Source organism: uncultured Streptococcus sp., assembly GCF_963525625.1.
In the GTDB taxonomy this organism is placed as follows: domain Bacteria; phylum Bacillota; class Bacilli; order Lactobacillales; family Streptococcaceae; genus Streptococcus.
In genome coordinates this window covers 73,639-98,889 of record NZ_CAURLD010000002.1, presented here as the reverse complement: position 1 = coordinate 98,889, position 25,251 = coordinate 73,639, and the positions used below count along the sequence as shown (strand labels likewise).

Annotated in this window: 25 protein-coding genes and 1 pseudogene; 2 read left to right on the top strand and 24 right to left on the bottom strand. The window is 46.4% G+C overall.

Annotation, left to right across the window (positions count from 1 at the left end; genetic code table 11):
* Window positions 1-6: 6 nt before the first annotated feature.
* From RYK49_RS01570 to RYK49_RS01455, 24 genes and pseudogenes are all read right to left on the bottom strand, one after another.
* Complete coding sequence (locus RYK49_RS01570; RefSeq protein ID WP_002901127.1) at window positions 7-681, bottom strand: CbiQ family ECF transporter T component; 675 nt, start codon at window positions 679-681, stop codon at window positions 7-9.
* 116 nt (window positions 682-797) lie between these two features.
* Window positions 798-1,103: an energy-coupling factor ABC transporter substrate-binding protein gene (locus RYK49_RS01565; RefSeq protein ID WP_002901129.1), complete on the bottom strand. Its 306-nt coding sequence runs from the start codon at window positions 1,101-1,103 to the stop codon at window positions 798-800.
* Window positions 1,100-1,834, bottom strand: a complete 735-nt coding sequence (locus RYK49_RS01560; protein ID WP_002929343.1) for an energy-coupling factor ABC transporter permease — start codon at window positions 1,832-1,834, stop codon at window positions 1,100-1,102. The genes RYK49_RS01565 and RYK49_RS01560 overlap by 4 nt, the downstream gene beginning before the upstream one ends.
* Window positions 1,835-1,903: 69 nt before the next feature.
* The gene (locus RYK49_RS01555) at window positions 1,904-2,605 is read right to left on the bottom strand and encodes a cobalt-factor II C(20)-methyltransferase (RefSeq protein WP_314830369.1); all 702 of its coding nucleotides are present in this window, start codon (window positions 2,603-2,605) and stop codon (window positions 1,904-1,906) included.
* 9 nt (window positions 2,606-2,614) lie between these two features.
* Window positions 2,615-3,382 (bottom strand): sirohydrochlorin cobaltochelatase, encoded by a 768-nt coding sequence (locus tag RYK49_RS01550; RefSeq protein WP_314830368.1) that lies wholly within the window; start codon window positions 3,380-3,382, stop codon window positions 2,615-2,617.
* A 13-nt stretch (window positions 3,383-3,395) separates the two neighbouring features.
* Complete coding sequence (cobA, locus tag RYK49_RS01545) at window positions 3,396-4,835, bottom strand: uroporphyrinogen-III C-methyltransferase (protein WP_314830367.1); 1,440 nt, start codon at window positions 4,833-4,835, stop codon at window positions 3,396-3,398.
* 18 nt (window positions 4,836-4,853) lie between these two features.
* On the bottom strand, window positions 4,854-5,603 hold the full coding sequence (gene cobK / locus RYK49_RS01540) for a precorrin-6A reductase (protein ID WP_002932231.1): 750 nt from the start codon (window positions 5,601-5,603) through the stop codon (window positions 4,854-4,856).
* The gene (gene cobJ / locus RYK49_RS01535) at window positions 5,600-6,325 is read right to left on the bottom strand and encodes a precorrin-3B C(17)-methyltransferase (protein ID WP_004188179.1); all 726 of its coding nucleotides are present in this window, start codon (window positions 6,323-6,325) and stop codon (window positions 5,600-5,602) included. The genes cobK and cobJ overlap by 4 nt, the downstream gene beginning before the upstream one ends.
* Before the next feature lie 76 nt (window positions 6,326-6,401).
* On the bottom strand, window positions 6,402-7,463 hold the full coding sequence (gene cbiG / locus RYK49_RS01530) for a cobalt-precorrin 5A hydrolase (RefSeq protein WP_314830422.1): 1,062 nt from the start codon (window positions 7,461-7,463) through the stop codon (window positions 6,402-6,404).
* Complete coding sequence (locus tag RYK49_RS01525; protein WP_002919595.1) at window positions 7,453-8,226, bottom strand: cobalt-precorrin-4 methyltransferase; 774 nt, start codon at window positions 8,224-8,226, stop codon at window positions 7,453-7,455. Before RYK49_RS01525 ends, cbiG begins: the two co-directional genes overlap by 11 nt.
* Entirely contained in the window at window positions 8,226-8,795 is a 570-nt protein-coding gene (locus tag RYK49_RS01520; protein WP_314830366.1) for a decarboxylating cobalt-precorrin-6B (C(15))-methyltransferase, read from the bottom strand. Before RYK49_RS01520 ends, RYK49_RS01525 begins: the two co-directional genes overlap by 1 nt.
* Entirely contained in the window at window positions 8,767-9,399 is a 633-nt protein-coding gene (locus RYK49_RS01515) for a cobalt-precorrin-7 (C(5))-methyltransferase (protein ID WP_314830365.1), read from the bottom strand. Before RYK49_RS01515 ends, RYK49_RS01520 begins: the two co-directional genes overlap by 29 nt.
* Window positions 9,390-10,517 carry a cobalt-precorrin-5B (C(1))-methyltransferase CbiD gene (gene cbiD, locus RYK49_RS01510; protein WP_314830364.1) on the bottom strand — a complete coding sequence of 376 codons (1,128 nt, stop codon included), beginning with the start codon at window positions 10,515-10,517 and terminating at the stop codon, window positions 9,390-9,392. Before cbiD ends, RYK49_RS01515 begins: the two co-directional genes overlap by 10 nt.
* Complete coding sequence (locus RYK49_RS01505) at window positions 10,517-11,221, bottom strand: cobalt-precorrin-8 methylmutase (protein WP_002901146.1); 705 nt, start codon at window positions 11,219-11,221, stop codon at window positions 10,517-10,519. The genes cbiD and RYK49_RS01505 overlap by 1 nt, the downstream gene beginning before the upstream one ends.
* Entirely contained in the window at window positions 11,222-11,920 is a 699-nt protein-coding gene (locus RYK49_RS01500) for a cobalt-precorrin-8 methylmutase (protein ID WP_314830363.1), read from the bottom strand.
* A gap of 9 nt (window positions 11,921-11,929) precedes the next feature.
* Window positions 11,930-12,880, bottom strand: coding sequence for an adenosylcobinamide-phosphate synthase CbiB (cbiB, locus tag RYK49_RS01495; RefSeq protein ID WP_314830362.1), 951 nt, complete (start codon window positions 12,878-12,880; stop codon window positions 11,930-11,932).
* A 1-nt stretch (window position 12,881) separates the two neighbouring features.
* Window positions 12,882-14,240, bottom strand: a complete 1,359-nt coding sequence (locus RYK49_RS01490) for a cobyrinate a,c-diamide synthase (RefSeq protein ID WP_314830361.1) — start codon at window positions 14,238-14,240, stop codon at window positions 12,882-12,884.
* Between the two features lie 298 nt (window positions 14,241-14,538).
* Window positions 14,539-16,296, bottom strand: a complete 1,758-nt coding sequence (locus RYK49_RS01485) for an ABC transporter ATP-binding protein (RefSeq protein ID WP_314830360.1) — start codon at window positions 16,294-16,296, stop codon at window positions 14,539-14,541.
* A complete protein-coding gene (locus tag RYK49_RS01480) occupies window positions 16,286-18,052 on the bottom strand; it encodes an ABC transporter ATP-binding protein (protein WP_314830359.1) in 1,767 nt (588 codons plus the stop codon). Before RYK49_RS01480 ends, RYK49_RS01485 begins: the two co-directional genes overlap by 11 nt.
* On the bottom strand, window positions 18,045-18,503 hold the full coding sequence (locus RYK49_RS01475; RefSeq protein ID WP_002913878.1) for a MarR family winged helix-turn-helix transcriptional regulator: 459 nt from the start codon (window positions 18,501-18,503) through the stop codon (window positions 18,045-18,047). Before RYK49_RS01475 ends, RYK49_RS01480 begins: the two co-directional genes overlap by 8 nt.
* Before the next feature lie 174 nt (window positions 18,504-18,677).
* Window positions 18,678-19,013 (bottom strand): hypothetical protein, encoded by a 336-nt coding sequence (locus RYK49_RS01470; protein WP_002903845.1) that lies wholly within the window; start codon window positions 19,011-19,013, stop codon window positions 18,678-18,680.
* A gap of 78 nt (window positions 19,014-19,091) precedes the next feature.
* Window positions 19,092-19,489: pseudogene (locus RYK49_RS01465) on the bottom strand (peptide deformylase).
* Between the two features lie 46 nt (window positions 19,490-19,535).
* Complete coding sequence (scrK, locus tag RYK49_RS01460) at window positions 19,536-20,435, bottom strand: fructokinase ScrK (RefSeq protein ID WP_002907200.1); 900 nt, start codon at window positions 20,433-20,435, stop codon at window positions 19,536-19,538.
* Window positions 20,436-20,594: 159 nt separating this feature from the next.
* On the bottom strand, window positions 20,595-22,607 hold the full coding sequence (locus tag RYK49_RS01455) for a sucrose-specific PTS transporter subunit IIBC (protein ID WP_314830358.1): 2,013 nt from the start codon (window positions 22,605-22,607) through the stop codon (window positions 20,595-20,597).
* Window positions 22,608-22,803: 196 nt separating this feature from the next.
* On the opposite strand from RYK49_RS01455, the gene RYK49_RS01450 reads away from it, so the two are divergent.
* A complete protein-coding gene (locus tag RYK49_RS01450; protein ID WP_314830357.1) occupies window positions 22,804-24,258 on the top strand; it encodes a sucrose-6-phosphate hydrolase in 1,455 nt (484 codons plus the stop codon).
* Complete coding sequence (locus RYK49_RS01445; protein WP_268681674.1) at window positions 24,239-25,204, top strand: LacI family DNA-binding transcriptional regulator; 966 nt, start codon at window positions 24,239-24,241, stop codon at window positions 25,202-25,204. Before RYK49_RS01450 ends, RYK49_RS01445 begins: the two co-directional genes overlap by 20 nt.
* Window positions 25,205-25,251: the final 47 nt, after the last annotated feature.

The following is a 25,251-nucleotide window of genomic DNA, read 5'->3' as shown; positions in this document are numbered from 1 at the left end:
CTTTCATTATTCACTGTGCTCAGCATCAAATCTTAGCGTCAGCACCTCATTTAAATGCTGATTATCATCTAGCAATTTAACAAAGAGAGTATTGGCTAATCTGCCCCAAGCTTGGTGTTGCTTCCTTTTATTGTAAAAGGAGAATTTCAAGTCCAAGGTATCTCGAATGGTCACAAACTCATAGAAGACCAGGAAAATGAAGCGATACATGAGGACAATCAAGTCTAGCAGTACCCGTGGAACATGCATAGCTTTAAAAAGCCGCAGCATCTGAGCAAAAGGCACCGTCAGGACAAAGAAATAAGTCGAAACCAAGGATGAATAGATGCGCAAGAGGATAAAAATGGTCTGCTGGACAGAAGATTGACTGATGCCCAGATAGCCCTGACCTAAAGGCAAGGCCAGCAAGAGCTGCTCCTGACTGTTCTGATAGGTCAAGACAAAGGTCAAGAGACTAATCAGGATAAAGATACTGGCATGCAGATACCACTTCAGATAGCGCAGCCACGGAAGCCGAGCCACATAGCAAGTCAGAGGCGCCACCAAGACGATAAGTCCTAGCTGCAGACTCCTGACACCAGAAAAGCTGACAGCTAACAAGAGCAGATAGATGACAAATTTATAAGCAACCGGCAGATTTTTCAGCCGATTTTGATAGGCGTATTTATCAATCGCAAACAAGTGGAGGTCTCCTTTCTAGCTTTGTTTTTACCATGCCCCCAGTACAGAGCAGCTCCGGTCCCAAACAAGCTGAATCGCTATCAAGAACCAGAGCTCTCTCATACTGTTGAAGGCTTTTATTTATGTTCAGAGTTTTCCTTTTGTTGGCCTTGCTTTTTCCCTTTGTGGTAGCCAATGACATAGAAGATGATACCCGCTCCGATACTGCCTTGCAGGGTGAAGAGCAGACTTTCTACTTCCGGACCTGCTGGCTCAAAAATTGGTGAAAACCAAGGCTCATAGTCCTTTTGGATAGAGCTAATGGTTTTTTCAGCAGCGTCATCTGTTCCACTGTATTCCACACCCTTAGGTGCAAAGATAAAGGCAGCTAGAGTGACTGCTACTGCAGCCAAGATCAAGATGAGATTCTTATATTTTTTCATTTGAACAGACCTGCTCTTTCTTTGATATTTTCTGAGATCAAGTTATAGAGGACAACTGTCAGCAATCCTTCTACGATAGCGATCGGGATTTGAGTGGTCAAGAAGACACCCATGAACTTCAACGCAGAACCAACAAAACCGCTGTTAGCATCTGGGAAGACCAAACCGAGCTGGATAGAAGTTGTCGCATAGGTCGCCAAGTCAGCAATCACAGCACAGATAAAGATAGAAACCGGTGTAGACAGCTTAAGCGATTTAGCAAACTTGTAAACGAAATAACCAACGAATGGACCAACCACTGCCATTGAGAAGGCATTGGCACCCAGAGTTGTCAAGCCACCGTGAGCCAAGAGAAGAGCTTGGAAGAGCAAGCAGATGGTTCCCAAAACGCTGATAACGGATGGACCAAACATAGCAGTTCCCAGACCAACCCCTGTCGGATGAGAGCTAGATCCTGTCACAGATGGAATCTTCAAAGAAGACAGGATAAAGATAAAGGCACCGGACAAGGCCAGCATGGTCTTGGAATTTGGATCCTCTGCAACGATTTTCTTGATGCGCATCAAGCCTACGACAAAGAAAGGCAGGAATACGGCGAACCAGAAGATACACCAAAAGAGTGGAAGATAGCCTTCCATGATATGCATAGCTGACACAGACTGGGTACTCAGTACCGCCAAAATAGCCAGCAAGGCCACAAAAGTTACTTTTTTATTTTTCAATAGTTTCATGTTTTTTTCCTTTACTAAGAACCTAAGCTCAAAAAGATGAATGCCTATCCATGAACATGGGCTCTGATATTAAAAAATCTTCTTTTTCACGAGGAAGGTAGTAAAATAAGGCAGCTTGGTTTCTGGTGTGATTCCTTCGAGGCCCAGCAGAGTCTGCTGCTTGTCTGTCGAAGAATTGCTAACCATAAAAGTCTGCTGCAAGAGACCGAGCTTTTCGAGCAGGGGCATGACAGTATCTAGGTGATTGGCCACCTTCATCAGCACAATCGAGTCATGCAGCTCAAGCGCCGCCTCAATCTTCTCAGCAGAAGCCGTAGCCGGCATGACCGCCAGAGACTCCTCATCCATAGTCAGGGGCTGACCTAGCTCAGAAGCCATGCTGCAGAAAGAGGTGATACCAGGGATGGTCTGACAGTCGATTTCCTTTTCCAGCAGAGCTAGCAGGTAGCTGTAAGTGCTATAGACCATGGGATCTCCCAGTGTGATAAAACCGACATTCTTGCCAGACTTGACATCTTCTGCGATTTCAGCAGAGATGGCCTGCCACTGGACTTCTTTGGTCGAATTGGAACGGACCATGGGGAAATGCCGCTGCTTGATTTCCAGATGCTCTTTCAGATAGGGTTCTGCAATACCTAATGCAAAGCTCTTGCTCCCCTTCTTAGCCTCTGGTGTATAGAGAATATCTAAGTCTTCCAAAAGCCGACTGGCCTTGATAGTGACTAGCTCGCTATCCCCCGGTCCCACACCAATTCCGTAAAATTTTGCCATTCCTTCCTCCTATTCGATGATTTCTTCTAAATGCTGGATGTAGAGCTGTTGAACTTCAGGGTATTCGCCCAGACCAACCAGATGGGCCTTAACCTCATATCCCCGCTCCTTGAAGAAGTGATACCAAGAACCTTCCTCATCTGAGCTCATATCATTGGTCGCATGGTCGCCTGCTACCAGCATGAAAGGTGCTAGATGCACTTCTCGGACGCCCTCTTTCTTCAGTTCCTGCTCAATCAGTTCAACTGGAGGATAGCTTTCTACACAGCCGATATAGACTGAGCTTCCCTTCATCATATGATCCAAGGCCGCATAAGCTGTAAAAGCATAATGCTGGCTGCCGTGGCCCATCAGAACTGTTGCTGCATCTTGACCTTCATGGCCATACCGTTCCAGCAGAATATCCTTGACAGCCTCATAGTCTTCCTGACTGTTGAGCAGAGGCTTGGCAACGACCAGCTTTTTAAAAGCTGATTCAAACTCTTTGGCTTGAGCGAGAATCTTCTCATACTCGCTGCCCAAAATGACATGGAGAGGCTGGATATAGACCTCTTCAGTGCCCGCCTCCAAGAGCTGCTCCAAAACCTCTTTGACCGTAGGAATATCTAGCCCTTCCTGCTTTTTAATCCGCCGTCTAACGACATTGGATGTAAAAGCTCGGTGTACCGGATAGTCTGGAAAATGTTCCTGAATAGCCTGCTCACAAGCCTCAATTGTTTTGCGTCTGGTCTCGGGATAGGTCGTTCCGAAACTGACTACTACTATAGCTTTACTCATGACCTTTATCCTTTCAGAGAATTTCCCGACATTTATCAATGATGGAAGCGATGGTCGCTTCATCCGTCTCAACAATCTTGCTAAAGCCTGCTTCCTCTAAAACAGCCCGCGTGCTAGCACCCATGACAACGATAGGGACATCTGTCCAGTCAAATCCAGCTTCCTGATTAGCTGCTACAAAGTTCATGGCCGCAGTAGAGTTTGGGAGACAGACAACTTCAATCTCTGACCAATTGTCACTGCTAATCTGACTGTCAAAGGCCAGCCTGTGGCTAGCAATAATCGGCAGCGAATAGAGTTCTGCCAGACTGGCTTTCTTATGCTCAGCTGTCAGAATATACCAGTTGCCGCCTTCTTTTTCAAGAGCAGCTGCAAAATCCGCATCCGACTGCTGAGGCGTCATCCGATCCAGCACAATACCGCTCGCTTCGATAGACTTAGCCGTATGATGACCAATAGCTGCAAAGCGGATGTGCGGCAGACTACGCAAGTCTCTGCCTGCCTTGCGGAGGGATTTCAAGAAGAGCGGCCAGCTCTGCATATCTGCAAAGAGAAGGCCGTCTACCTGCTCCAAGTCCGGCAGCTGCAATTCTAACTCTTCAACCAAATCTCGAGCTGGGAATGTCGTCAGCGCTGCTCCAGCATCCTTGAGCAAGCGAGGAAGTCTGCCAGTCTCTGACTGTTGGATAAGGATTTTACGACCGAAAAGTGGCAGATTCTCATGGAAATTCAGCTGCTGTCTATAGGCCACGACATCACCTACCACGATGACACTCGGTGCCTTAAAGTCTTCAGCTTCTGCTAGTTCGACTATGTTACCCAAGGTTCCGTCCACCGAGCGCTGCTGAGGATGGGTTCCCCATTCAACGATGGCGGCTGGCTTGTCCTTGCCATAGCCTCTAGCCGTCAGCTCTTGGACGATGGTAGGCAGATTTTTCATGCCCATAAGGAAGACCAAGGTTCCTTTGAGCTTAGAAATTGCTTCCCAATTAAGCATTTCTGTCTCATCCTTGAGATGGGCTGTAAAGACATGAAAGCTTGTCGCTACATCCCGATAAGTCATAGGAATCCCTGCATAGGTCAGACCAGCCACAGCAGAGGTGATACCTGGCACCACTTCAAAGTCCACACCGGCTTCCACCAGCTTGACTCCTTCTTCTCCGCCTCGGCCAAAGATATAGGGATCACCGCTCTTGAGGCGGACTACCCGCTTACCCTGACGGGCTTTTTCGATGAGAATCTTTTCAATCTCTTCCTGTCGGATGCAGGGCTGGCCTGGCTTTTTGCCGACATCTATCTTTTCGCAGTCAGACTTTAGATGCTGAAAGAGCTCTTGATTGACCAAGCGGTCAAAAACCAAGACATCTGCTTCTTGAAGCCGTCTCTTGCCTTTGAGGGTCAACAACTCCGCATCGCCTGGACCTGCTCCCAGTAATGTTACTAAACCGGACATTTTTTCTCCTTTTATTAACTATTTTGTCAGATAGGCCTCTAACTCTTCTAAGTTAGAAACCATCTGCGGATAGGCCACAATTGGCCGAGAGATGATAATGCAGTCCATCCCCAGCTCTTGACAGCCGTCAATCTTTTCACGAATACCACCGACGGTACCGCTCTCCTTGGAAACAAAGACATCTGCTCCCGAGCGCAGCAAAAGCTCTTTATTGCACTCTTTGGAAAATGGAGCCTTGATCGCATCGATCTGATCCGCTACCAGTCCCAGCTGCTCACAAGCTAGAAGCACTTCTGAAGTCGGCAGAACACGAACGACAATCCGCTGCTCTGGCAGCCCCTTGACAAAGAGCGGCAAGGTCTTGCTGCCCGTTCCCAGATAAACAGTCTTGTAGCCGCGCTTGGCAATTTCTTCAATCGCTTCTTGGGTCGAATGCACCACGATGGCTCCGCTCAAATCCAAGGTAGCCTGACGCTCAAAGCGCAGGTAAGATACACCAGCCATCTCTGCCGCCCGAATGGCTTCCTTGGAAACAATATCCGCAAAAGGATGGGTCGCATCAATGATTTCATCTACATCATTCTCTTTGATAAAGGCAACCATGTCCTCGGCTGTCAGCCGGCCCTGAATGACCGGCTGGCCGTATTTGGAAGCCAAGTGCCGGCCGTAGTCTGTGACAACAGAGCTGGTCACATCAATTTTCAAGCGGTCAAGCACTTCTAAAATAGCGGTGCTGTCGGATGTCCCTCCCAGCAGTAATTTCATCATAAAGTATATCCTCGAGGTGTGATCATGCGTCCGTTTTTAACATAAGTTTCTTTGTTACCAACGATAACGATTGTCGTCATATCTACCAAAGTCTCATCCAAGTCTTTGATAGTCGTCAAGATGATTTCCTCATCCTTACGGCCAATGTCCTTACCGATACCGACAATGGTATCCTCTGACTTGTACTCAGACATGATAGAAAGTGCTTTTGTCAGATGGTCTGGACGTCCCTTACTCCGAGGGTTGTAAAGGCAGACTACAAAGTCACCTTGAGCTGCGGCATGCAGACGCTTCTCAATCATTTCCCAAGGCGTCATCAAGTCACTCAGACTGATATGACAGAAGTCGTTCATGAGGGGAGCACCCATAACTGCAGCAGCACCCAGACTAGCTGTAATACCTGGAACCACCTTAACTTCTACATCACTGGCATCTCCCAGCAATTCTAAAATCAAGCCAGCCATTCCATAGACTCCGGCATCTCCACTGGAAACAACTCCGACATTTTTGCCAGTCTCTCTAGCCAAATCAATGGCCTTTTGACAACGGTCGATTTCCTGGCGCATTCCATTCGCTACGAGCTCCTTGTCCTTGACCAAATCAAGAATCAATCGCATATAAGTCGAGTAGCCGACGATAATTTCACAATCGGCTATAGCAGCCAATGCTTCTTGCGACATCAATTCTTTTTTACCTGGGCCTAATCCGATAACGTATAACATATATTTTTTCTCCTTTATGGGTATGATAAAATTTTATAAGGGCAGTTGGTTCATAAGACCGTCTGCTCTTTTTGATTTACTTTTTGGTTATTGCTTTTGCAAGCGCATAGGTACAGCCGTTCTTGGCAAAGCGCTCTGTCAGGACTTGACCCTGACTGGCCAGATCTGCGCTGGCCAAGGCGACACTGCCGACTCCTACTGTCTTTTTGACAAATTCTGACTGAGGATAGCGGTCTGCTACGACAGACAGCTCCTCCTTACTAAAGGTCTCAAAGGGACAGCCCAATTCCTCAGCTAAGGCCAGAATGGCTGCTTCATCCTTCTTGACATCAATGCTGACGATTTTGGAAATCTCACTGGCAGAAATCCCCTGCTGCTGACAGAATTCCTCAAAGCCTTCTCGGAAGACAGCAGGAGCCACATCCTTTCTAGCACCAACTCCTAAGATATAAGGTTGAGGATAGATGAGAGCCAGATTGTCTCTTTGAATGTCCTTTTTTTCTGCAGTCAGCAGAATCAACGGTTCCGTTCCCTTGAGAACAGCTGCAAGTCCTTCCTCATCCACCAGAGTCAGACCGCGAAGGTCGGTAACCCAGTCCTTTTCCTGATAGAAATAGACGGTTCGGCCGCTGCCTAGATAGCTGTTGAAAGGTTTGATAAATTCTCTCAATTCCGGTCGCCAGCCATTGACTGATTGAGCCAGATTGTCCAGAGCTGTTACATTCTGCACATCTGTCGCTGTCGTGATAACAGGATTGGAACCGAGCAATTCTGCGATGTCTCGCGTCACTTGATTGGCTCCGCCTAGATGCCCGCTCAGCAGGCTGATGACATTCGTCGCTTTCTCATCCATGACCACTACTGCTGGATCGCTCGCCTTGTCTTTCAAGACTGGAGCAATAGCTCGCACAACTGCCCCGATAGCCATGATACAAATGAGAACATCCACTTCCTGAAAGAGCTGACCAAGCGCCTCAATCACTCGTCCTTCGATGGCAATGACTCTGTCATCTGCCAATCGAGGCGTCGTATAGATAGGGATTTCCTTGCCCAGCTTCTCCCGCAGAGTCAGAGCCAAGTCCTTGCCGACCGCTGTCACTGTCGCAATGGCATAGCGGGCTTGAGAATCACTTGGCATGGCTGCTCTTCCCCCGTCTGAACTCATGCTGGAAATCCGCATGATAGAGCTTGGAATAGTAGAATTCCTGACCTAAAAAGTCACCGACCAAAATCAAAGCTGTCTTTCTAATCTTAGCTTCCTTGACCTTCTCAGCAATGTTTGTCAAATCGCCAAAGACCTTCTTTTCATCTGGCCAAGTAGCCTTGTAAATGACAGCCACAGGCGTTTCTGGAGGATAGCCACCCTCAATCAGCTCACTGACGACCTTTTCAATGCCTTGAACGGATAGGAAGATGGCCATAGAGGTCCGATGCTGAGCATAGCTTTTCAGGGATTCCCGATCTGGCACAGGCGTCCGGCCAGCCATCCGAGTGATGATGAGGCTTTGAGAAACCTCTGGTACAGTATACTCCGCCCCGATACTGGAAGCAGCTCCCAGAAAAGAGCTGACGCCCGGCGTACAGTCAAACTCAATACCCCGCTTCTTCATCTCTTCGATCTGCTCTCGAATGGAGCCATAGATGGAGAAATCACCCGTCTGCAGGCGGACCACATCTTTACCAGCCTTGACTCCAGCCTCCATGACATCGATGATTTCCATCAAGTGCATGCTGGCGCTATCATGAATCTCAGCCCCTTCCTTACAGTAGTTCAGCAGGTCTGGATTGACCAAGGAGCCTGCGTAAATGACCACATCAGCCTCAGACAGCTGCTTGTAACCTTTGAGCGTAATCAGCTCTACATCACCTGGGCCTGCTCCAACAAAATGTACTTTGGACATCAATTAGCCTCTCTTTCTTTTTTCTTACAGGAAACGATAATGGTCGGATTCTGAGGCTTGAAGTAGTGCCCCTTGCCTATAGCTGTCCAGCGGCTAGCCTGAACTGATACAATCTCTAAATCCTCCCAGTCCATCTGCTCCGCTATTTGAGCCGCTTCCAGAGCATTCTCCAGCAGGATAAAGTTCAAGACCAGCCGACCGCCCGGCTCCATGAGCTGGGCACACCAGTCGAAAATCTCCTGCATATTGCCCCCGGTCCCTCCGACAAAAATGGCATCAAAGCTGCCTTCCAGCTCAATCGGAGCTAGTCCTTGATGGAGACGGACATTTTGGCAGCCAAAGTGCTGGATATTCTCCTGAGTCAAGGCCACCGCGTCTTCATTGCGCTCCACTGCCACCACTTCCAGTTCTGGATAGGTTCGGGCTGCCTGAATCGTGACACTGCCAGTGCCAGAACCGACATCCAGCATGCGCTTGGCTCGATGCAGCTCCAACTTATCCAAACTGATGGCTCTGACTTCTTCCTTAGTCATAGGGACTTTAGCCCTTATAAATTCCGAATCCCTCATCTAACACCACCACCACATTCATTTCATATTCTCTATCTTCCACCTCACTCGCAGGCAGAATAGTAATACGCTCGTCTTCATAACTCAGCTGCTCACCGATGACCAGCACCTTATCTAAGCCTCTTTTAACGGCCTCTTGAGCAATCTCGTAGGGACCAACTTTCTGATCCGTCACCATAAAGACTTTTGACAGACTCATAATCAAGTCAAAGTTAGGTGCCTTAGCATGGCTGCTCGTCAGATAAGCGTCGTTCATGGGCAGGGCAATTCTGCTGGCCAGATACTGCATGGCGCTTATACCTGGGGAGATGACCACGCGCCCCTTGAACTTCTCTGATAGCCATTTGCCCAAACCGTAAATCAGCGGGTCTCCTGAGGCCAGATATAAAATTTCCTCATCCTCACCAAAGCTTTCCAGCAATTCTGCCAGCGCGGCTAATTTTTTAGGCGGGACCAGGCCCTTATCCTTATAAGCCGGTGGCAAAATTTCTAAATGCCGCTCGCTGCCTAAAATGCGGTTAGCCTTTTCAAAATAGGCTTCCTGTCCCAGAAGACCATAGCTAGGATCTCCCGGACCAATTCCGATAACATAAATCATGTCCATTCCTCCTTTATCTGCTCTAAAGGCTGAGTTGATGCCAGATAGCCTTCCTCAGTCCCAAAGACAACCACTTCAATACTGACTTCTGGCTTACGATAGCGGAGCAGGCGCTCACTTCTAGCCTTGATCTTATCCGCCAAGACCTGATAGACACCCTCATAAGAAAATTCTTTAATGGCTGTCCCAGCTGCCTCGGTCGTCAAGCACTTATCCACCTTTTCCAGCAGCTCCATGGGCGCCCCCATCAGGGCTAGATTAGCCACCAGCGTTTCCATACGGGCATCCGAGTCCTTACTGTGGGTAGAGAAAATCCCAGCCGCCACTTTGACAAACTTGCCCATGTGACCGATCATCAAAACCTTTGTAAATCCGATTCGCTGCACTTCTTTGAGGACATGGCCGACAAAGTTACTCATATTGACAATGCGCCCAGCTGGAATCCCCACAGTATTAGTAGCAAAATCTTCACCGTAATTCCCTGGCACCAAGACGACTGAGCGATGTCCTTGATTATAGAGCATGGTTAACTCGATCGTTATGGACGCCTTCCAGCTATCCTCGGACATAGGATTGACAATCCCTGTCGTTCCCAAGATTGAAATGCCGCCGACAATGCCTAGTCTGGAATTGTAGGTCAGCTTGGCCGTTTCTTCGCCGCCAGGAACGGAAATGATAACCCGTGCTCCACAGTTGGGACCGATAATCTCACGGACATGCTGCTCAATCATCCGTCTAGGAGTTGGATTGATAGCTGCCATGCCGACATCGCAAGCCAGCCCCTTCTCAGTCACGCGCCCGACGCCCTGACCGCCGTCAATCTCGATTTCCGTCTGATCTGGTAAAAGAGTCACGGTCGAATAAATCAAGAGGCCATGCGTCGCATCCGCATCATCGCCGCCATCTTTTTCAATGGCCGCTGTCGCTTCTTCTGGTCCAAAGGAAGGATTGTGAACATCCATGGTCACTTCCACACCTGAAGCCGTATGAACAGTGACCTTTTCTTCTCTTTCCTGATTTAAAATCATGCTCATGGCTGCAACGGTCGCTGCCGTCGCACAAGTACCAGTTGTAAAACCTTTTCTTAATTTCTTTCCATTGACATAAGCGTATTCATCCATCATTAGCCCTCTCCTTTCTCCGGAGCCTGCTTTTTATCTGAAACACTGTAACGCTCATAGTCTGTAGTGTCGAGCTTGAGCTGGTAGAGGATGGCATTGACCACAGCCGCTGCGATGGTACTGCCACCCTTTTGTCCCAACGCCGCGATAGAAGGCACAGAACTTTCATGGAGCTTGAGCTTGGATTCTGCCGCTCCGACAAAGCCGACTGGAACTCCGACAACCGCATCCGGCTGCAAGCTCCCCTCTTCGACCATATCCAAAACCTTAAAGATAGAAGTTGGAGCATTCCCAAAGACAAAAAGTTTTGGACCGTCCACTTTAGCTGCATATTCTACAGCAGCCATGGAGCGAGTAATTCCTTTTTCCTTAGCTTCCTGAAAGACTGCCGGCTCATTGACCAGACAGCGATAGGAAACACCTAGGTCATCCAGCAATTTCTTATTAAAACCACCCAAGACCATGGTTGTATCCGTAAAAATCGTGCCCTTGTTTCGGAGGACGTAGAGGATTTTCTCAATAACCTGATTGGAAAACTTGATATTGTAGAGGTAGTCAAAGTCTGCACTGGTAAAGACAACCCGCTTGAGCACTGCCTCTTCAAAAGGATCCGAAAAATGAATATCTGGATGCTCTTGGTCAATAATTTCTTGAATCTTGCTGAAACTTGCTTCTTCAATCTTGTGCGCTGCTTTTAGATAGGACATCTAGTTCTTTCCTCCTTCTTTACTGGATGGTGTAGAGTAGCGGACATAGTCATCCGTCACCACTTCTCTCAGCTGGTAGATAATGGCATTGATAATGGCTACAACAATCGTACTGCCACCTTTTCTGCCGACATTGACAAGGGCAGGAAGACCTGACTGAAGCAGCTCCTCTTTGGATTCTTCAACATTGATAAAGCCGACCGGAACCCCAATCACAGCGTCCGCTTCTACCAGTCCCTGCTCTGCCAGCTCAATCAGATAAGACAAAGCCGTCGGAGCACCACCAAAGGCAAATACTTTAGGGCCTTCAATCTTGGCTACTATCTCAACAGCCGCCATAGCTCTGGTAATCTGCTTTTCCTTAGCCAGCGCAACCACTTCTTCATCGCTAATCAAACAGCGGTAGCTCACACCTAGCTGGTCAAGAACCCGCTTATTAATCCCATTGAGAGAGATATTGGAGTCCAGCAGGATAGTCCCCTTAGCTCTGATTACTTCTTCTATTTTTTTAAGTACATCATGCTCAAATCGCATGGTATAGAGATAATCGAAATCTCCCGTCGTATGGATAGCCCTCTTGATAATGGATTCTTCCATTTCCGAATGGAAGACATAATCAGGATCTTTTTCAGTAATCATAGACTGAATAATTTGAAAGCTCTTTTCCTCGATAGAGGAAGGATTTTGGATATATGTCATAGTATACTCCTAGAAATATGCTTGCTTTACTAAATAAAAAAGAGTGAACAAGATTAAACCTGTCATGGTGCTTGTATAAAGCAGAGAGATAGCCGTCTGAATATCATCCGCCGCAACCGGCCTGGAAGCCTCTCCAATGGTCGGCTTCTCGATTAGCTCTCCGTGATAGACGTGCGGTCCGCCCAGCTGAATGCCCAGAGCACCAGCTACAACTGCCTCCGAAAAAGCACTGTTGGGACTAGCATGCTGATAGCGATCCCGCCAGCCAATTCGCAGGGCTCCTTTGATATCCAGCAGTAAAATCTGACTACTGAGAATCAAGAAAATCCAAGTCAACCGCGCAGGAATCAGATTGGCCAGATCATCCATCTTGGCAGATATCAAGCCGATTTTGCGGTATTTCTCCGTCTTATAGCCCACCATGGAGTCCAAGGTATTGATGGCCTTGTATGTCATGGCTAAGATGGGGCCACCTAGAAAGAGGCAGAGCAGCGGTCCGATAACCCCGTCGCTAGTATTTTCAGCCACCGTCTCAATCGTCGCCTTGCTGATTTCCTCTGGTGTCAGCTGAGAAGTTTCACGGCCGACAATCATGCCAACTTGCTTTCTAGCTTCTTCCAAAGTACCAAACTTGAGCGTATAGTAAACTTTTTGGGCCTCAAAAGCTAGACTCTTAGTCGCCAGACTGGCATAGGCCAGATAGATCCAGACGATCCAGTAGAGGACAGGATGAACCAAACCAGCTAACCAAAGCAGCCCGTAGCTAACTCCCAGCGCCAAACCAACTGTTGTCAACCAGAGGAAAAAGCCAAATAGATAGGGCGAAAACTGCCTTTTCTCCTGCAAGCGCATACATAGATAAATACAGGAACCCATCCACTTGACCGGATGAGGCCAGCTATAAGGATCGCCAATCAGCCAGTCCAGTAAGACGGCTAGAAAAATTGCAATGAGTGTCATATCACTTCGCCTCTTTGATATAGTTCAGCCAGTTGGCCAGCAGTTGCTCATCCTGATAAAAATGAACATGCAGGTAGCTGGCAAAGGTTCGGCCCTTTTGATAACCGCCTGTCCAGGCAGCTACGACCTGACCGTCTCTGACCTTCTCCAGCTTGAGGACCGTATCTTCCTCAGTCTCAAAGACCGAATGGTGAAACTCATGTCCCCTGACAGCTGTACCTTTAGGACCAAAAAGACTATTTACCTGCGTTTCTGCTTGACAGTAGCCAAAGCTTTTCAGGCCGGGTGTCATCAGGCTCTTGCCCTTGAAAATACCGACCATTTCATAGACCTGACCCTCTACTTCCAGCAGCTCTCCCAGATACATGAGTCCGCCGCATTCTGCGTAGATTGGCCGTCCCTGCTCATGAGCCTTCAGGACTGAAGCCCGGAAAGTCGCATTTGCCATCAGCTCCTGAGCGTAAACTTCTGGAAAACCGCCGCCAAAATAATAAGCATCTGCAGCTGGGAGTTCCTTATCTTTCAGAGGGCTGAAAGGCACTAGCTGGACATTGAGCTCTCTTAGAAAGTCTAGATTATCTTCGTAGTAAAAGTGGAAAGCATCATCCAAAGCATAAGCCAAAGTCAAGGGCTGATCATTGTGGATATGAAAAGGATTGGTCATCCGCTTATCGGGAAGTTCTGCCTTTTCCAGCAGCCTGTCTAGATTTATATGCTTGGCTGCTGCCGCTCCCAATTCCTCAAATCGATGGTCCAAATCATCCATTTCTACATCAGGGATTAGACCCAGATGGCGCGATGGCAGCTCTGCTGTTGCATTCTTAGGAAGATAACCCAGAACTTCAACATCGGTATACCGCTCTATGGCGCCCTTGATGAGTTCATAGTGGTTCTGTGAAGCCACCCGATTGATAATGACTCCAGCAATATCCAAATCCGGATCAAAAGTCGCAAAGCCATGGACCATGGCTGCTGCCGAGGTGGATGTCGCCTTCCCATCGATAATCAAGACAACTGGAATACCCAACTTCTTAGCAACAGAAGCAGAGGACGCACAGTCCTTATCTGTTCCCAGACCATCAAAGAGGCCCATGACTCCTTCAACCACTGCCACATCTGCGTCTCCATGCCATTTGTAGTAGGACCAAGCCAGACTCTGATTATCCGGTATCATAAAGCTGTCCACATTCCGCGACGGCCGCTTGGTAATCCGACTATGGTAAGCCGTATCAATATAATCTGGTCCAACCTTATAAGGCTGGACCTGATAGCCTCTGTCTGCCAGAACTTTCAAAATCCCTAGGGTAACTGTGGTCTTTCCGACACCGCTGGAAACACCAGCCAGCATAAATTGCTTCATCGTTTTTACTCCAGATTCGCTGATAAAAAAAGTACTACAAAAAATAAAGAATTTTTATTTTTTTGTAGCACCGTTGCTCACTTATATATAGAGCAAACACCCCGTTGTGTTCGCTTTCAGTTCTTATATTAAATTTATTTTAATATAAAGCATAAAAGCTGTCAAGTTTTTAATAGAGCATCTGCAAAAAAAGTCAGGATTTTAGAGCGTCTTCACTGAAAACTGAGCATTTTTTACAATTCTGTTAAATTAAAAAAAACATCAGAAAAACGAACATTCCTGATGTTTTATTTGAGCATCAACTTGCATCTTCCTCTACAAACTGGCTATTATAGAGGTCCGCATAGAAGCCATTCTGATTCATGAGTTCATCATGGTTGCCCTGCTCGATGATATTTCCATCGCGCATGACCAAGATAAGATCTGCATTACGGATAGTGGACAGGCGGTGGGCAATGACAAAGGAAGTCCGGCCTTCCATGAGTTTGTCCATAGCCTTTTGAATCAGCTCCTCCGTCCGTGTATCGACCGATGAAGTTGCCTCATCCAAGATCAAGAGCGGTGCATCTTTCAGCAGAGCACGAGCGATCGTCAATAGCTGCTTCTGACCGACCGATAAGTTGACCGTGTCATCCAGCACTGTATCATAGCCCTGCGGCAGAGTCATGATAAAGTGATGAACACCGACCGCCTTCGCTGCGGCAACAACTGCTTCATCTGTCACATGCTCCTGATTGTAAATCAAGTTTTCTCGAATTGTTCCCTCAAAGAGCCAAGTATCCTGCAAGACCATTGAAAAGGCATCGTGAACCTCGGAGCGTTTCAAATCCTTAATATCTATACCATCAATGCTGATCCGTCCCTTGTCAATTTCATAGAACTTCATAAGGAGATTAACGATAGTTGTCTTGCCAGCACCCGTTGGGCCGACAATGGCAATCTTCTGTCCGGCTTTGGCCTGGGCTGAGAAATCATGAATAATGGTCTGGTCCGGCTTGTAGCCAAAGAAGACATCTTCAAAGGCAACATCTCCCTTGACAGCAGTAAACTTCTGCTCTTTATGCTGGTCGTCTTCCATCTCAGGCTCAGCTAGAAATTCAAAGACACGAACCAGCGCTGCACCAGCCTGCTGCAAGACAGTGATTCCTTGCGCAATCTGTGACAAAGGCTGAGAGAAGGTCCGCACATAAACCATAAAGGCGACAATAATTCCGATACTAATAGAGCCATTAATCGCCAGAGCAGCACCGACCAAAATAACCAGCACATAGGCAAAATTCCCCGTAAAGAACATGAGCGGCATCATCATGCTAGAGATAAATTGCGATTTCCAAATACTGTTATAGAGATTATGATTGAGAACCGCAAAGTGCTCCTTTGACTGCTCAATGGCATTATAGCTGGTAACGACATTATGGCCGGAGTACATCTCCTCCACGTAACCGTTGACAGCTGCCAGATCGTTTTGCTGGGCGGTGAAATAACCCTGGGACTTGCCCATAATGAGACCAACAAAGACAAAGCCTATTACAGTAGCCAAGATAGTTACCATGGCCAAGATCCAGTTCATGAAGAACATGGTCAAAACTACAGCCACCAAGAGCAGGCTGGCAGAGATGACGTTACCCAAACTCTGGTTGAGGGATTGGCCGACCGTATCCACGTCATTGGTCACGCGCGACAGAGTATCCCCCTGAGAATGACCATCGAAATAGCCCAACGGCAGCTTGTTAATTTTCTCTGCAATGGCCGTCCGCAGCCGCTTGGAGAAATACTGGATAACCGTACTGATGATAAAGGACTGACCGTAGTTGAGAATAGCTCCGACTGCATAGAGCACGGTCAGCAGAAGGGCAATCTCAGACACAGCTTTCAAATCAATGCTGGTAGTCAAACCATCAGAAATGAGATTGGTAATTTCTTTTAATTTATTTGGCCCATAGACCGTAATAATGTTTGACAAGACAGCTCCCACAAATGCCAAAGCAAGAGGAAGCTGGAAGCCTTTGAGATAAGGCCTTATCTGGCTAAATAATGAAGGCTTCTTATTTTCCATTTTCTAATTCCTCCTTGGATAGTTGTGAGTAAGCAATTTCTTGATAGACTTCGTTGCTGGCTAAGAGCTCTCTGTGGGTCCCTTGACCGACAACCTTACCAGCATCCAAGACCAAGATTTGATCCGCATCCATGATGGTAGAAATCCGCTGCGCCACAATCAGCTTAGTCATATCCTGCGTCCGCTCAGCCAGTTCCTTGCGCAAAATGCGGTCTGTCTTATAATCTAGGGCTGAGAAGGAGTCGTCAAAGATGAGTATTTCTGGCTTACGAGCCAAGGCTCTGGCAATAGCCAAACGCTGACGCTGACCACCAGAGAAGTTGGTCCCGCTTTGAGCCACTTCAGCTTTCAGCCCCTTTTCCTTCTCTTGGACAAAGGGCTTAGCCTGTGCTAGATCAAGAGCCTCCCACATTTTCTGCTCATCCAGCGGGCTTTCTTTGCTTTGACCGAAGTCCAGATTGCTCTCGATATCACCAGAGAAAAGCACAGCCTTTTGCGGGATGTAGCCGACCTTATTATGCAAGTCTTCCAGCTGATAATCCTGAACATTGACACCATCTACCAGAATCTCTCCTTCAGTCACATCGTAGAAACGAGGGATGAGATTGACAAGTGTGGATTTCCCTGAACCAGTTGAACCGATAAAGGCCACGGTATCACCAGTCTGCGCTGTAAAGCTAACATGCTCAATGACCGCTTCAGAATTCTTAGCATAGCGGAAGGACACATCTCGAAATACCACTTCTCCCTTGCTATCTGCCGCTGCCTTAGGATGTTCCGGACTGGTGATAGAAGAATGCAGATCCAGCACTTCATTAATCCGGCCAGCCGATACAATGGTCCGAGGCAGGACGATGAAGAGGGCACCCATGAGCAAGAACCCAATCACAATCTGCATAGCATAGGACATAAAGACGACCATATCACTGAAGAGCGGGAGACGCTCCTGCAGTCCAGCCTCCTGGATCAAATAAGCACCAATCCAGTAAATCGCCAGTGTCAAGCCGCTGGAAATCCCCATCATAACTGGATTCATCATGGCCATCAGACGACCGATAAAAAGATTGAGCCGGGTTACTTCATCATTGGCCGCCGCAAATTTCTCATCCTGATAATCCTCAGCATTGTAAGCCCGGACCACGCGAATCCCAGTCAGACTCTCTCTAGTGACACTGTTTAGCTTATCGACCAAGCGTTGCGCAACTGACTGTTTGGGAAAGGCCAATGTCACCAAAACTACTGTCAGCAGGATATTGACTATAACAGCAATAAGAACTGCTATCAGCCAGTTCTCGGACTTGCCAATAATCTTGGTCATGGCCCAAATCGCCATAATCGGTCCCCTGGTCACCACCTGAAGCCCCATGGTAATTAAGGTCTGTACCTGGGTAATATCATTTGTCGTCCGAGTCAGCAGACTAGGGATTGAAAATTTCTTAATCTCCGTCTGCGAATAGTCTAGCACACGGTTGAAAATATCGCTCCGCAAGCTCTGGGTAAAGCTGGCTGCTATACGAGCGGCAAAAAAGCCAACCACAATAGCTGACAGCAAGCTAGCAAAAGACAGGCCGATCATTTTCAGACCTGGCTCCCACAAATCTGCCAAACCAGTCCCTGGTGTTTGCAGCAACTCTGTAATCGTCGAAATATAGGTTGGAACTTCTAATTCCAGATATACCGTTAGGAAGGTGAAGAGCACACTGAGAACAATCATGCTCACTTCCCTTACCGTCAGCCGTTTAAATAACTTAAACATCTTTCCCTCCATTTTCTAAACTTTCGATATTCTGATAAAACTTGGCCATGACTTGAGAAAAAATCAGCAGTTCCTGCTCAGAAACACCATTCAAAATAGAAAGGTTCATTTCATCAAAAAAGTCACGGATTTTTTTCATTCTTTCCTGCGACTGCGGAGTGAGACGGATATATTTAGCCCGCTTGTCTGTCTTGCCCATTTCCAGCTTGATAAAGCCATTCTTCTCCATCCTTTTCATTAAGTTAGAGGCCACCGATTTTGAAATATCCAACTCCTGCTCAATATCCTTGATAAGGGTATCCTTCCCCTCTTCCATACGACAGGCGACAATATGCAAGACCTGCCCCTGAGGCCCAGCCATGGACTCAATCCCTTGCTCCTTGGCAAGCTTTTCCGCTATGAGATGAATCTTTCGTCCAAAACGCTTCAATTCCAGTAAAGGCTTATCCATACCTGTATCCTTTGTAAAAATAGTTTTCGTGAGAACTATTTTAACACAAGAAAAAAGAAAGTCAAGAAAAAAGTTTCCATGAGAACTATTTTTTCAACAAGAAAAAAAGCGAAGAAAATTTCTTCACCCTTCCTTTCAAACTGACAAACAGCCTAAAAATTGATTGGTCCCGCATTAAAATTTTGAAGAAGAAGCGAGGAATAGAGCCCCTCCAATGATAAGGAGAATGCCTGCAATCCAGCCTATAAATGGAATGGGCGCGATGTTGCTGCTTCCGACGATAAGGAGGACGCCCGCTGCGACACTGAAACGCATTTGACCTTTGTAATAAGCCAAGGAAGTAATTCCCAAGCCCAGAGCTGCCAATTTAATCACCGCTCCCAGTAAATTCAGGCCAGAATCACCTAGTAGGGCTGAAAAAGGAACAAAAAAGATATTCGAGAGCAGCAAAATAGTCCCTCCAATCAAACCAACCAGACCGCTTATCAGTGCTAAAGTTTTTGTTTTCATTTACATCTTGCCTCCTTCAATATTATTCTGCTAATTATCTCTAATTTTAGACATTTTTTGCAATTTTGTCAAATTTTTCTAAATGATAATCCCTTCCAAATGATCCAATTCATGCTGGCAGATTTGGGCAGGCAGGCCTTTCAAGGTCATGGTCTGCTGCTGCCAATGTTTATCCAGATAATCAATTGTGATTTCCTGATAACGTTGGGTAGGACGGCTTCCAACCAAGGACAGGCAGCTCTCTTCTGTCTGATAGGGGCCTGACTTAGAGCGCAGCACCGGATTAAACATGACTACCGGCACCAAACCATATAGAAAGATAATGACTCGCTTACGGACGCCAATCATATTGGCTGCGAGTCCTATACAGTTTTCTTGATTTGCCTGCAGCGTATCCTGCAAGTCTTGAGCCAGATAAAGGTCTGCTCTGATGGCTGCTGTAGGAAGAAAATATCTTTGAAAATTGCTTTTTCCATTACTTTTCCTCATAGAGAAGGGCCTGATAAATCAGACCCTATAAACTTATTTTGCGTGGCGCTCACTAACTTCTTTAGCCAGTACAAAGTTGCCCAGCGTTGCGGAGCCATTTCCAGCCACAGCTGGTGTCACGATATAGTCACGAACATCGGGAACTGGCAAATAGCCATTCAGGAGAACTGTGAATTTCTCACGAACCCGATCCAGCATGTGCTGCTGAGCCATAACACCGCCACCAAAGACGATGACATCTGGACGGAAAGTCACTGTCGCCTGAATAGCCGCCTGAGCGATATAGTAAGCTTGAATATCCCAGACAGAACTATTGAGTTTAATATTTTCCCCACGAACTCCGGTCCGCGCCTCTAAGCTTGGTCCAGCCGCCAATCCTTCCAAGCAGCCATTGTGGAAAGGACAAACGCCATTGAACTCTTTTTCCACATCCATAGGGTGCTTAGCCACATAATAATGCCCCATCTCTGGGTGTCCTGTCCCCCCTACAAATTCGCCTCGCTGGATAGCGCCAGCACCGATTCCTGTTCCAATCGTATAATAGACCAGATTTTCAATGCGGCCGCCAGCATTGTTGCGGGCTACTACTTCACCATATGCTGAACTATTGACATCCGTTGTAAAGTAAATGGGCACATTGAGGGCCCGGCGCAGAGCGCCAACAATGTCCACATTAGCCCAGTGCGGCTTAGGAGTAGTCGTGATAAAGCCGTAAGTCTTTGAATTAGGGTCAATATCAATTGGCCCGAAAGATCCAACAGCTAGACCAGCTAGATTGTCGAAACGAGAAAAGAACTCAATCGTCTTATCTAGCGTTTCAATAGGTGTGGTCGTTGGAAACTGTGTCTTTTCAACAACTTCAAACCGCTCATCGCCTACAGCACAGACAAACTTAGTGCCGCCCGCTTCCAAACTTCCATACAATTTTGTCATTATAAATCCTCTTTTAAAATTTGATTTCTACTCTATTCATTATAGCATATCTCTTGCAGACTTCTTGTTAAAAATAGTCTTTTTAAAGCTTTTTCAACAAGACTGTACTTATGACATAAAAAACGAACAAATCAACTTTTGTTCGTTTTCTAAATTCCATTAGGCTTTCACTTCAATAATTGCGTCGCCTTTAGCAAGAGCTCCTTCTGCTACTGGAGTCACAGAAGCGTAGTCAGCTGTGTTGGTAACGATGACCATAGTCGTATCATCCAGACCAGCGGCTGCAATTTTCTCAGCTTCAAATGTTCCCAGAACATCACCAGCTTTGACCTTGTCACCTTGAGCAACCTTTTGGTCAAAACCTTCGCCATTCATAGACACCGTGTCAATACCAACGTGGATAAGGATTTCAGCACCATTAGCTGTCTTCAAACCATAGGCATGGCCTGTCGCAAAAGCGATCGTCACTTCTGCATCAGCTGGGGCGTAAACAACACCCTCACTAGGTTTGATGGCAATTCCTTGTCCCATCGCTCCGCTAGAGAAAACAGGATCATTCACATCGCTCAAAGCCACTGCCTGACCAACGATTGGACAAATAATTGTTTCGTCTTGAAGAGCTGCTGGAACATTGCCAGTTGTTTCTTCTTCTACTAATTTTTCAGTTTCAGCTTTTTCTTCAACAGTGTCTTCATCTTTATAACCGAACATATAAGTCAGTACAAAACTCAAACCAGTTGTTAAAACAACCATAAAGATATATTGCAACAATTGACCATTCAGGTAAAGGAGTGTACCTGGAATAATTGTGATACCGAAACTTGTTCCTGCAAGCCCCATAATAGAAGCTAACCAACCACCAACAGCACCAGCACCCAGTCCAATTACAAACGGTTTAACAAAGCGCAAGTTAACACCGAAGATAGCTGGTTCAGTAATTCCCAATCCCGCAGATAGTGCCGCAGGAAATGCAAGAGCCTTGAGTTTTTTAGATTTTGTCTTCACAGCTACAGCCAAAGTCGCACCAGCCTGAGCTGTCATAGCAGCAGTGATAATCGCATTAAATGGATCTTTCCCGGTTTGAGATACCAATTGAGATTCTAGTAAGTTGAAGATGTGATGAACACCAGTTACGACAATCAGTTGATGAACTGCACCGATAATCAAACCAGCAAGACCAAACGGAAGGCTAAGAAGGAACTCTGTACCATTCAAAACATATGACTCAACAATGTGGAAGACTGGACCAATCACAAAGAGTCCCAAAATAGACATTACAAGGAAGGTAAGGAATGGAACAAGAAGAAGATCCAAAACATCTGGAATTTTCTTGTGTAGCCATTTTTCAAATTTAGCACCAAACAAACCTACAAAGAAGGCTGGAAGCACAGAGTTTTGGTAGCCGACTACTGGAATAAAACCAAAGAAATAAATCGGATGGACTTTTGTTGCTGTAACTTCGCTAGTGAATTTCAAACTTCCAAGAACATCCATATTAGCAATTTTGTCTAAAATATCCTTAGAAGGATCAACAGCAAATTTAGTAGCCTGACCAGCTACATCCCAAGCATTTGGAAGTGCTGAGTTAACCATCATTAAACCAAGAACCAAACCAATGATTGGGTTTCCGCCAAAGACTCTAAAAGCTGACCAGCAAATCAGAGCAGGGAAGAATGCAAAGGCTGTATCAGTTAAGACTACTGTATAAGTGTAGAAGTCAGTCGATTTGAAAGCATCCGCTGTGGTACCAAATAAAGATAAAACTTGATCCTGAGCAATTGCTCCACGAACTCCCATGAAAAGACCTGTCGCAACAATAGCCGGAAGAATTGGCACAAATACATCACCAAATGTACGGATAGCACGTTGGAACCAATTTCCTTGCTTGGCAGCTTCTGCTTTCATGTCATCTTTTGATGAAGTTGGCAATCCTAAGGCTACAACTTCGTCATAGATTTTATTAACCGTACCAGTACCAAAGATAATCTGGTACTGGCCTGAGTTAAAGAAGGCACCCTGAACTTTTTCCAGATTTTCGACAGTATTTTTGTCGATTTTACCTTCATCTTTTACCATGACGCGCAAGCGAGTCGCACAGTGAGCCACACTGTTGACATTCTCACGTCCGCCAAGGGCATCGATGACTTTTTTTGCAATTTCAGTATTATTCATTTGCAAAAATCTCCTTATAAATATTTTTAACTTTTTGAAAGCGATTTTATCATCTTTACGAATATTATTTTACCATGATTCAAAAATATGTCAAGCGTTTTGCAGAAAAAATATTTTTTTACTGTTAAATGTTGATTTTTCAGCAGAAAACGTTTACTATAGTAATAAGAAATAATATGATTCGGAGGACAAAAGATTGGCTTGGACGACTGAAAAACGCTACAAACGCTATGAAGACTGGACTCAGGAAGAGCTACAGCAGATCAAAGAAAACATCGCTAAATCTCCTTGGCGGGCTAACTACCATATGGAGCCTCAGACAGGTCTCCTCAATGACCCTAATGGCTTTTCTTATTTTGACGGCAAGTGGGTCGTTTTCTACCAAAACTTTCCTTTCGGAGCTGCTCATGGACTCAAGTGCTGGGTACAGTTGGAAAGCGATGACCTAGTTCACTTCACGGAAACTGGTCTTCGGGTGCTGCCAGATACTCCTCTGGACAGCCACGGCGCCTACTCGGGCTCTGCCATGCAGTTTGACGACAAGCTCTTTCTCTTCTATACTGGCAATGTACGTGATGAGAACTGGGTGCGTCACCCCTATCAAATCGGTGCCTTGTTAGATAAATCAGGTAAGCTGGAAAAAATTGACAAGGTCTTGATTGAGCAGCCTGCTGAAGCGACAGACCACTTTCGCGACCCACAAATCTTCAACTACAAGGGGCAATTCTATGCCATTGTCGGTGGGCAAAATCTAGACAAACAAGGCTATATCAAGCTGTACAAGGCTGTTGATAACGACTATACCAACTGGGAAGCCGTCGGCGATTTAGACTTCGCCAATGACAAGACAGCCTATATGATGGAGTGCCCTAATCTAGTCTTTATCAATGACCAGCCAGTCCTGCTCTATTGCCCTCAAGGTTTGTCTAAGGACGTACTGGATTATGGCAACATTTATCCAAACATGTATAAAATAGGTCAATCGTTTGATACAAGCAAAGCTGCTATGATTGATCCGAGTCCTATCCAAAATATGGACTACGGCTTCGACTGCTACGCCACCCAAGCCTTTAACGCACCTGACGGTCGCGCACTGGCTGTCAGCTGGCTAGGCTTGCCTGATGTGGAATACCCATCTGACCGCTTCGACCATCAAGGAACCTTCTCCCTCGTCAAGGAATTAACCCTGAAAGACGGCAAGCTCTACCAGTATCCAGTGCCTGCTATCAAGAATTTGCGAGCAGAAGAACGGCCTTTCGCTGCTTTGGCAGAAAGCAAGAACAGCTATGAACTAGAGCTGAATCTCGCTGCAGACACCGAGCATGAAATCGTCCTCTTTGCAGACAAGGATGGCAAGGGACTACGTATCAACTTTGACCTCAAGGCTGGTCAAGTGACCGTTGACCGCAGTCAAGCGGGTGAGCCATTCGCTCTGGACTTTGGAACCAGCCGAAGCTGCAATATTGACAAAGAAGCTACAAATGCTAGTATATTTATAGATAAATCGATTTTTGAAATTTTCATCAGTAAAGGAGAGAAAGTATTTTCCGGCCGTGTCTTCCCGAGAGAAGACCAAACAGGTATTGCCATTACTAAGGGCAATCCAACCGGTACTTACTATGAATTAGATTATGGTCGCAAAACTAACTGATGTAGCAAAACTAGCAGGAGTCAGCCCCACAACTGTTTCCCGCGTCATCAACAGAAAAGGCTACTTGTCTGACAAAACGATTTCCAAGGTTGAGGCAGCCATGCGAGAATTGGCTTACAAGCCCAACAATCTGGCACGCAGTCTCCAAGGAAAATCAGCCAAGCTAATTGGACTCATTTTCCCTAATATCAGCAATGTCTTTTATGCAGAATTGATTGACAAGCTGGAGCATGAGCTCTTTAAACAAGGTTATAAAACCATCATCTGCAATAGTGAGCATGACTCTGACAAGGAGCGAGAATACCTTGAGATGCTGGAAGCCAATCAGGTGGACGGCATCATTTCTGGCAGCCACAATCTAGGCATTGAGGACTACAATCGTGTGACCGCACCAATCATTGCCTTTGACCGCAATCTCTCGCCGGATATCCCAGTTGTCTCTTCAGACAACTACGGAGGCGGAGTGCTGGCAGCTCAGACCTTGGTCAAGGCTGGAGCGCAAAATATCATCATGATTACTGGCAATGACAATTCCAACTCACCGACCGGCCTGCGCCATGCTGGCTTTGCCTCTGTCCTGCCTGATGCTCCTATTATCAATGTATCCAGTGACTTTTCTCCAGTCCGAAAGGAAATGGAAATCAAGCAAATCCTGAGTCAAACTAAGCCCGATGCTATTTTTGCTTCAGATGATTTGACAGCCATTTTAATTATGAAGGTCGCACAGGAGCTGAACATCCAGATCCCTGAAGATTTGAAAATCATCGGCTACGATGGCACCTACTTTGTGGAAAACTACTACCCGCAGCTAGCAACGATCAAGCAGCCACTGAAAGATATTGCCCGTCTCTCTGTAGACCTACTCCTCAAAAAAATTGCCGGCCAAGAAGTCCAAACAACTGGCTATTTCCTGCCAGTCAGTCTCTTACCTGGTAAGAGTGTTTAACACAGATATAAGCAAGCAAAGACGACATCCATTATTGGAAGTCGTCT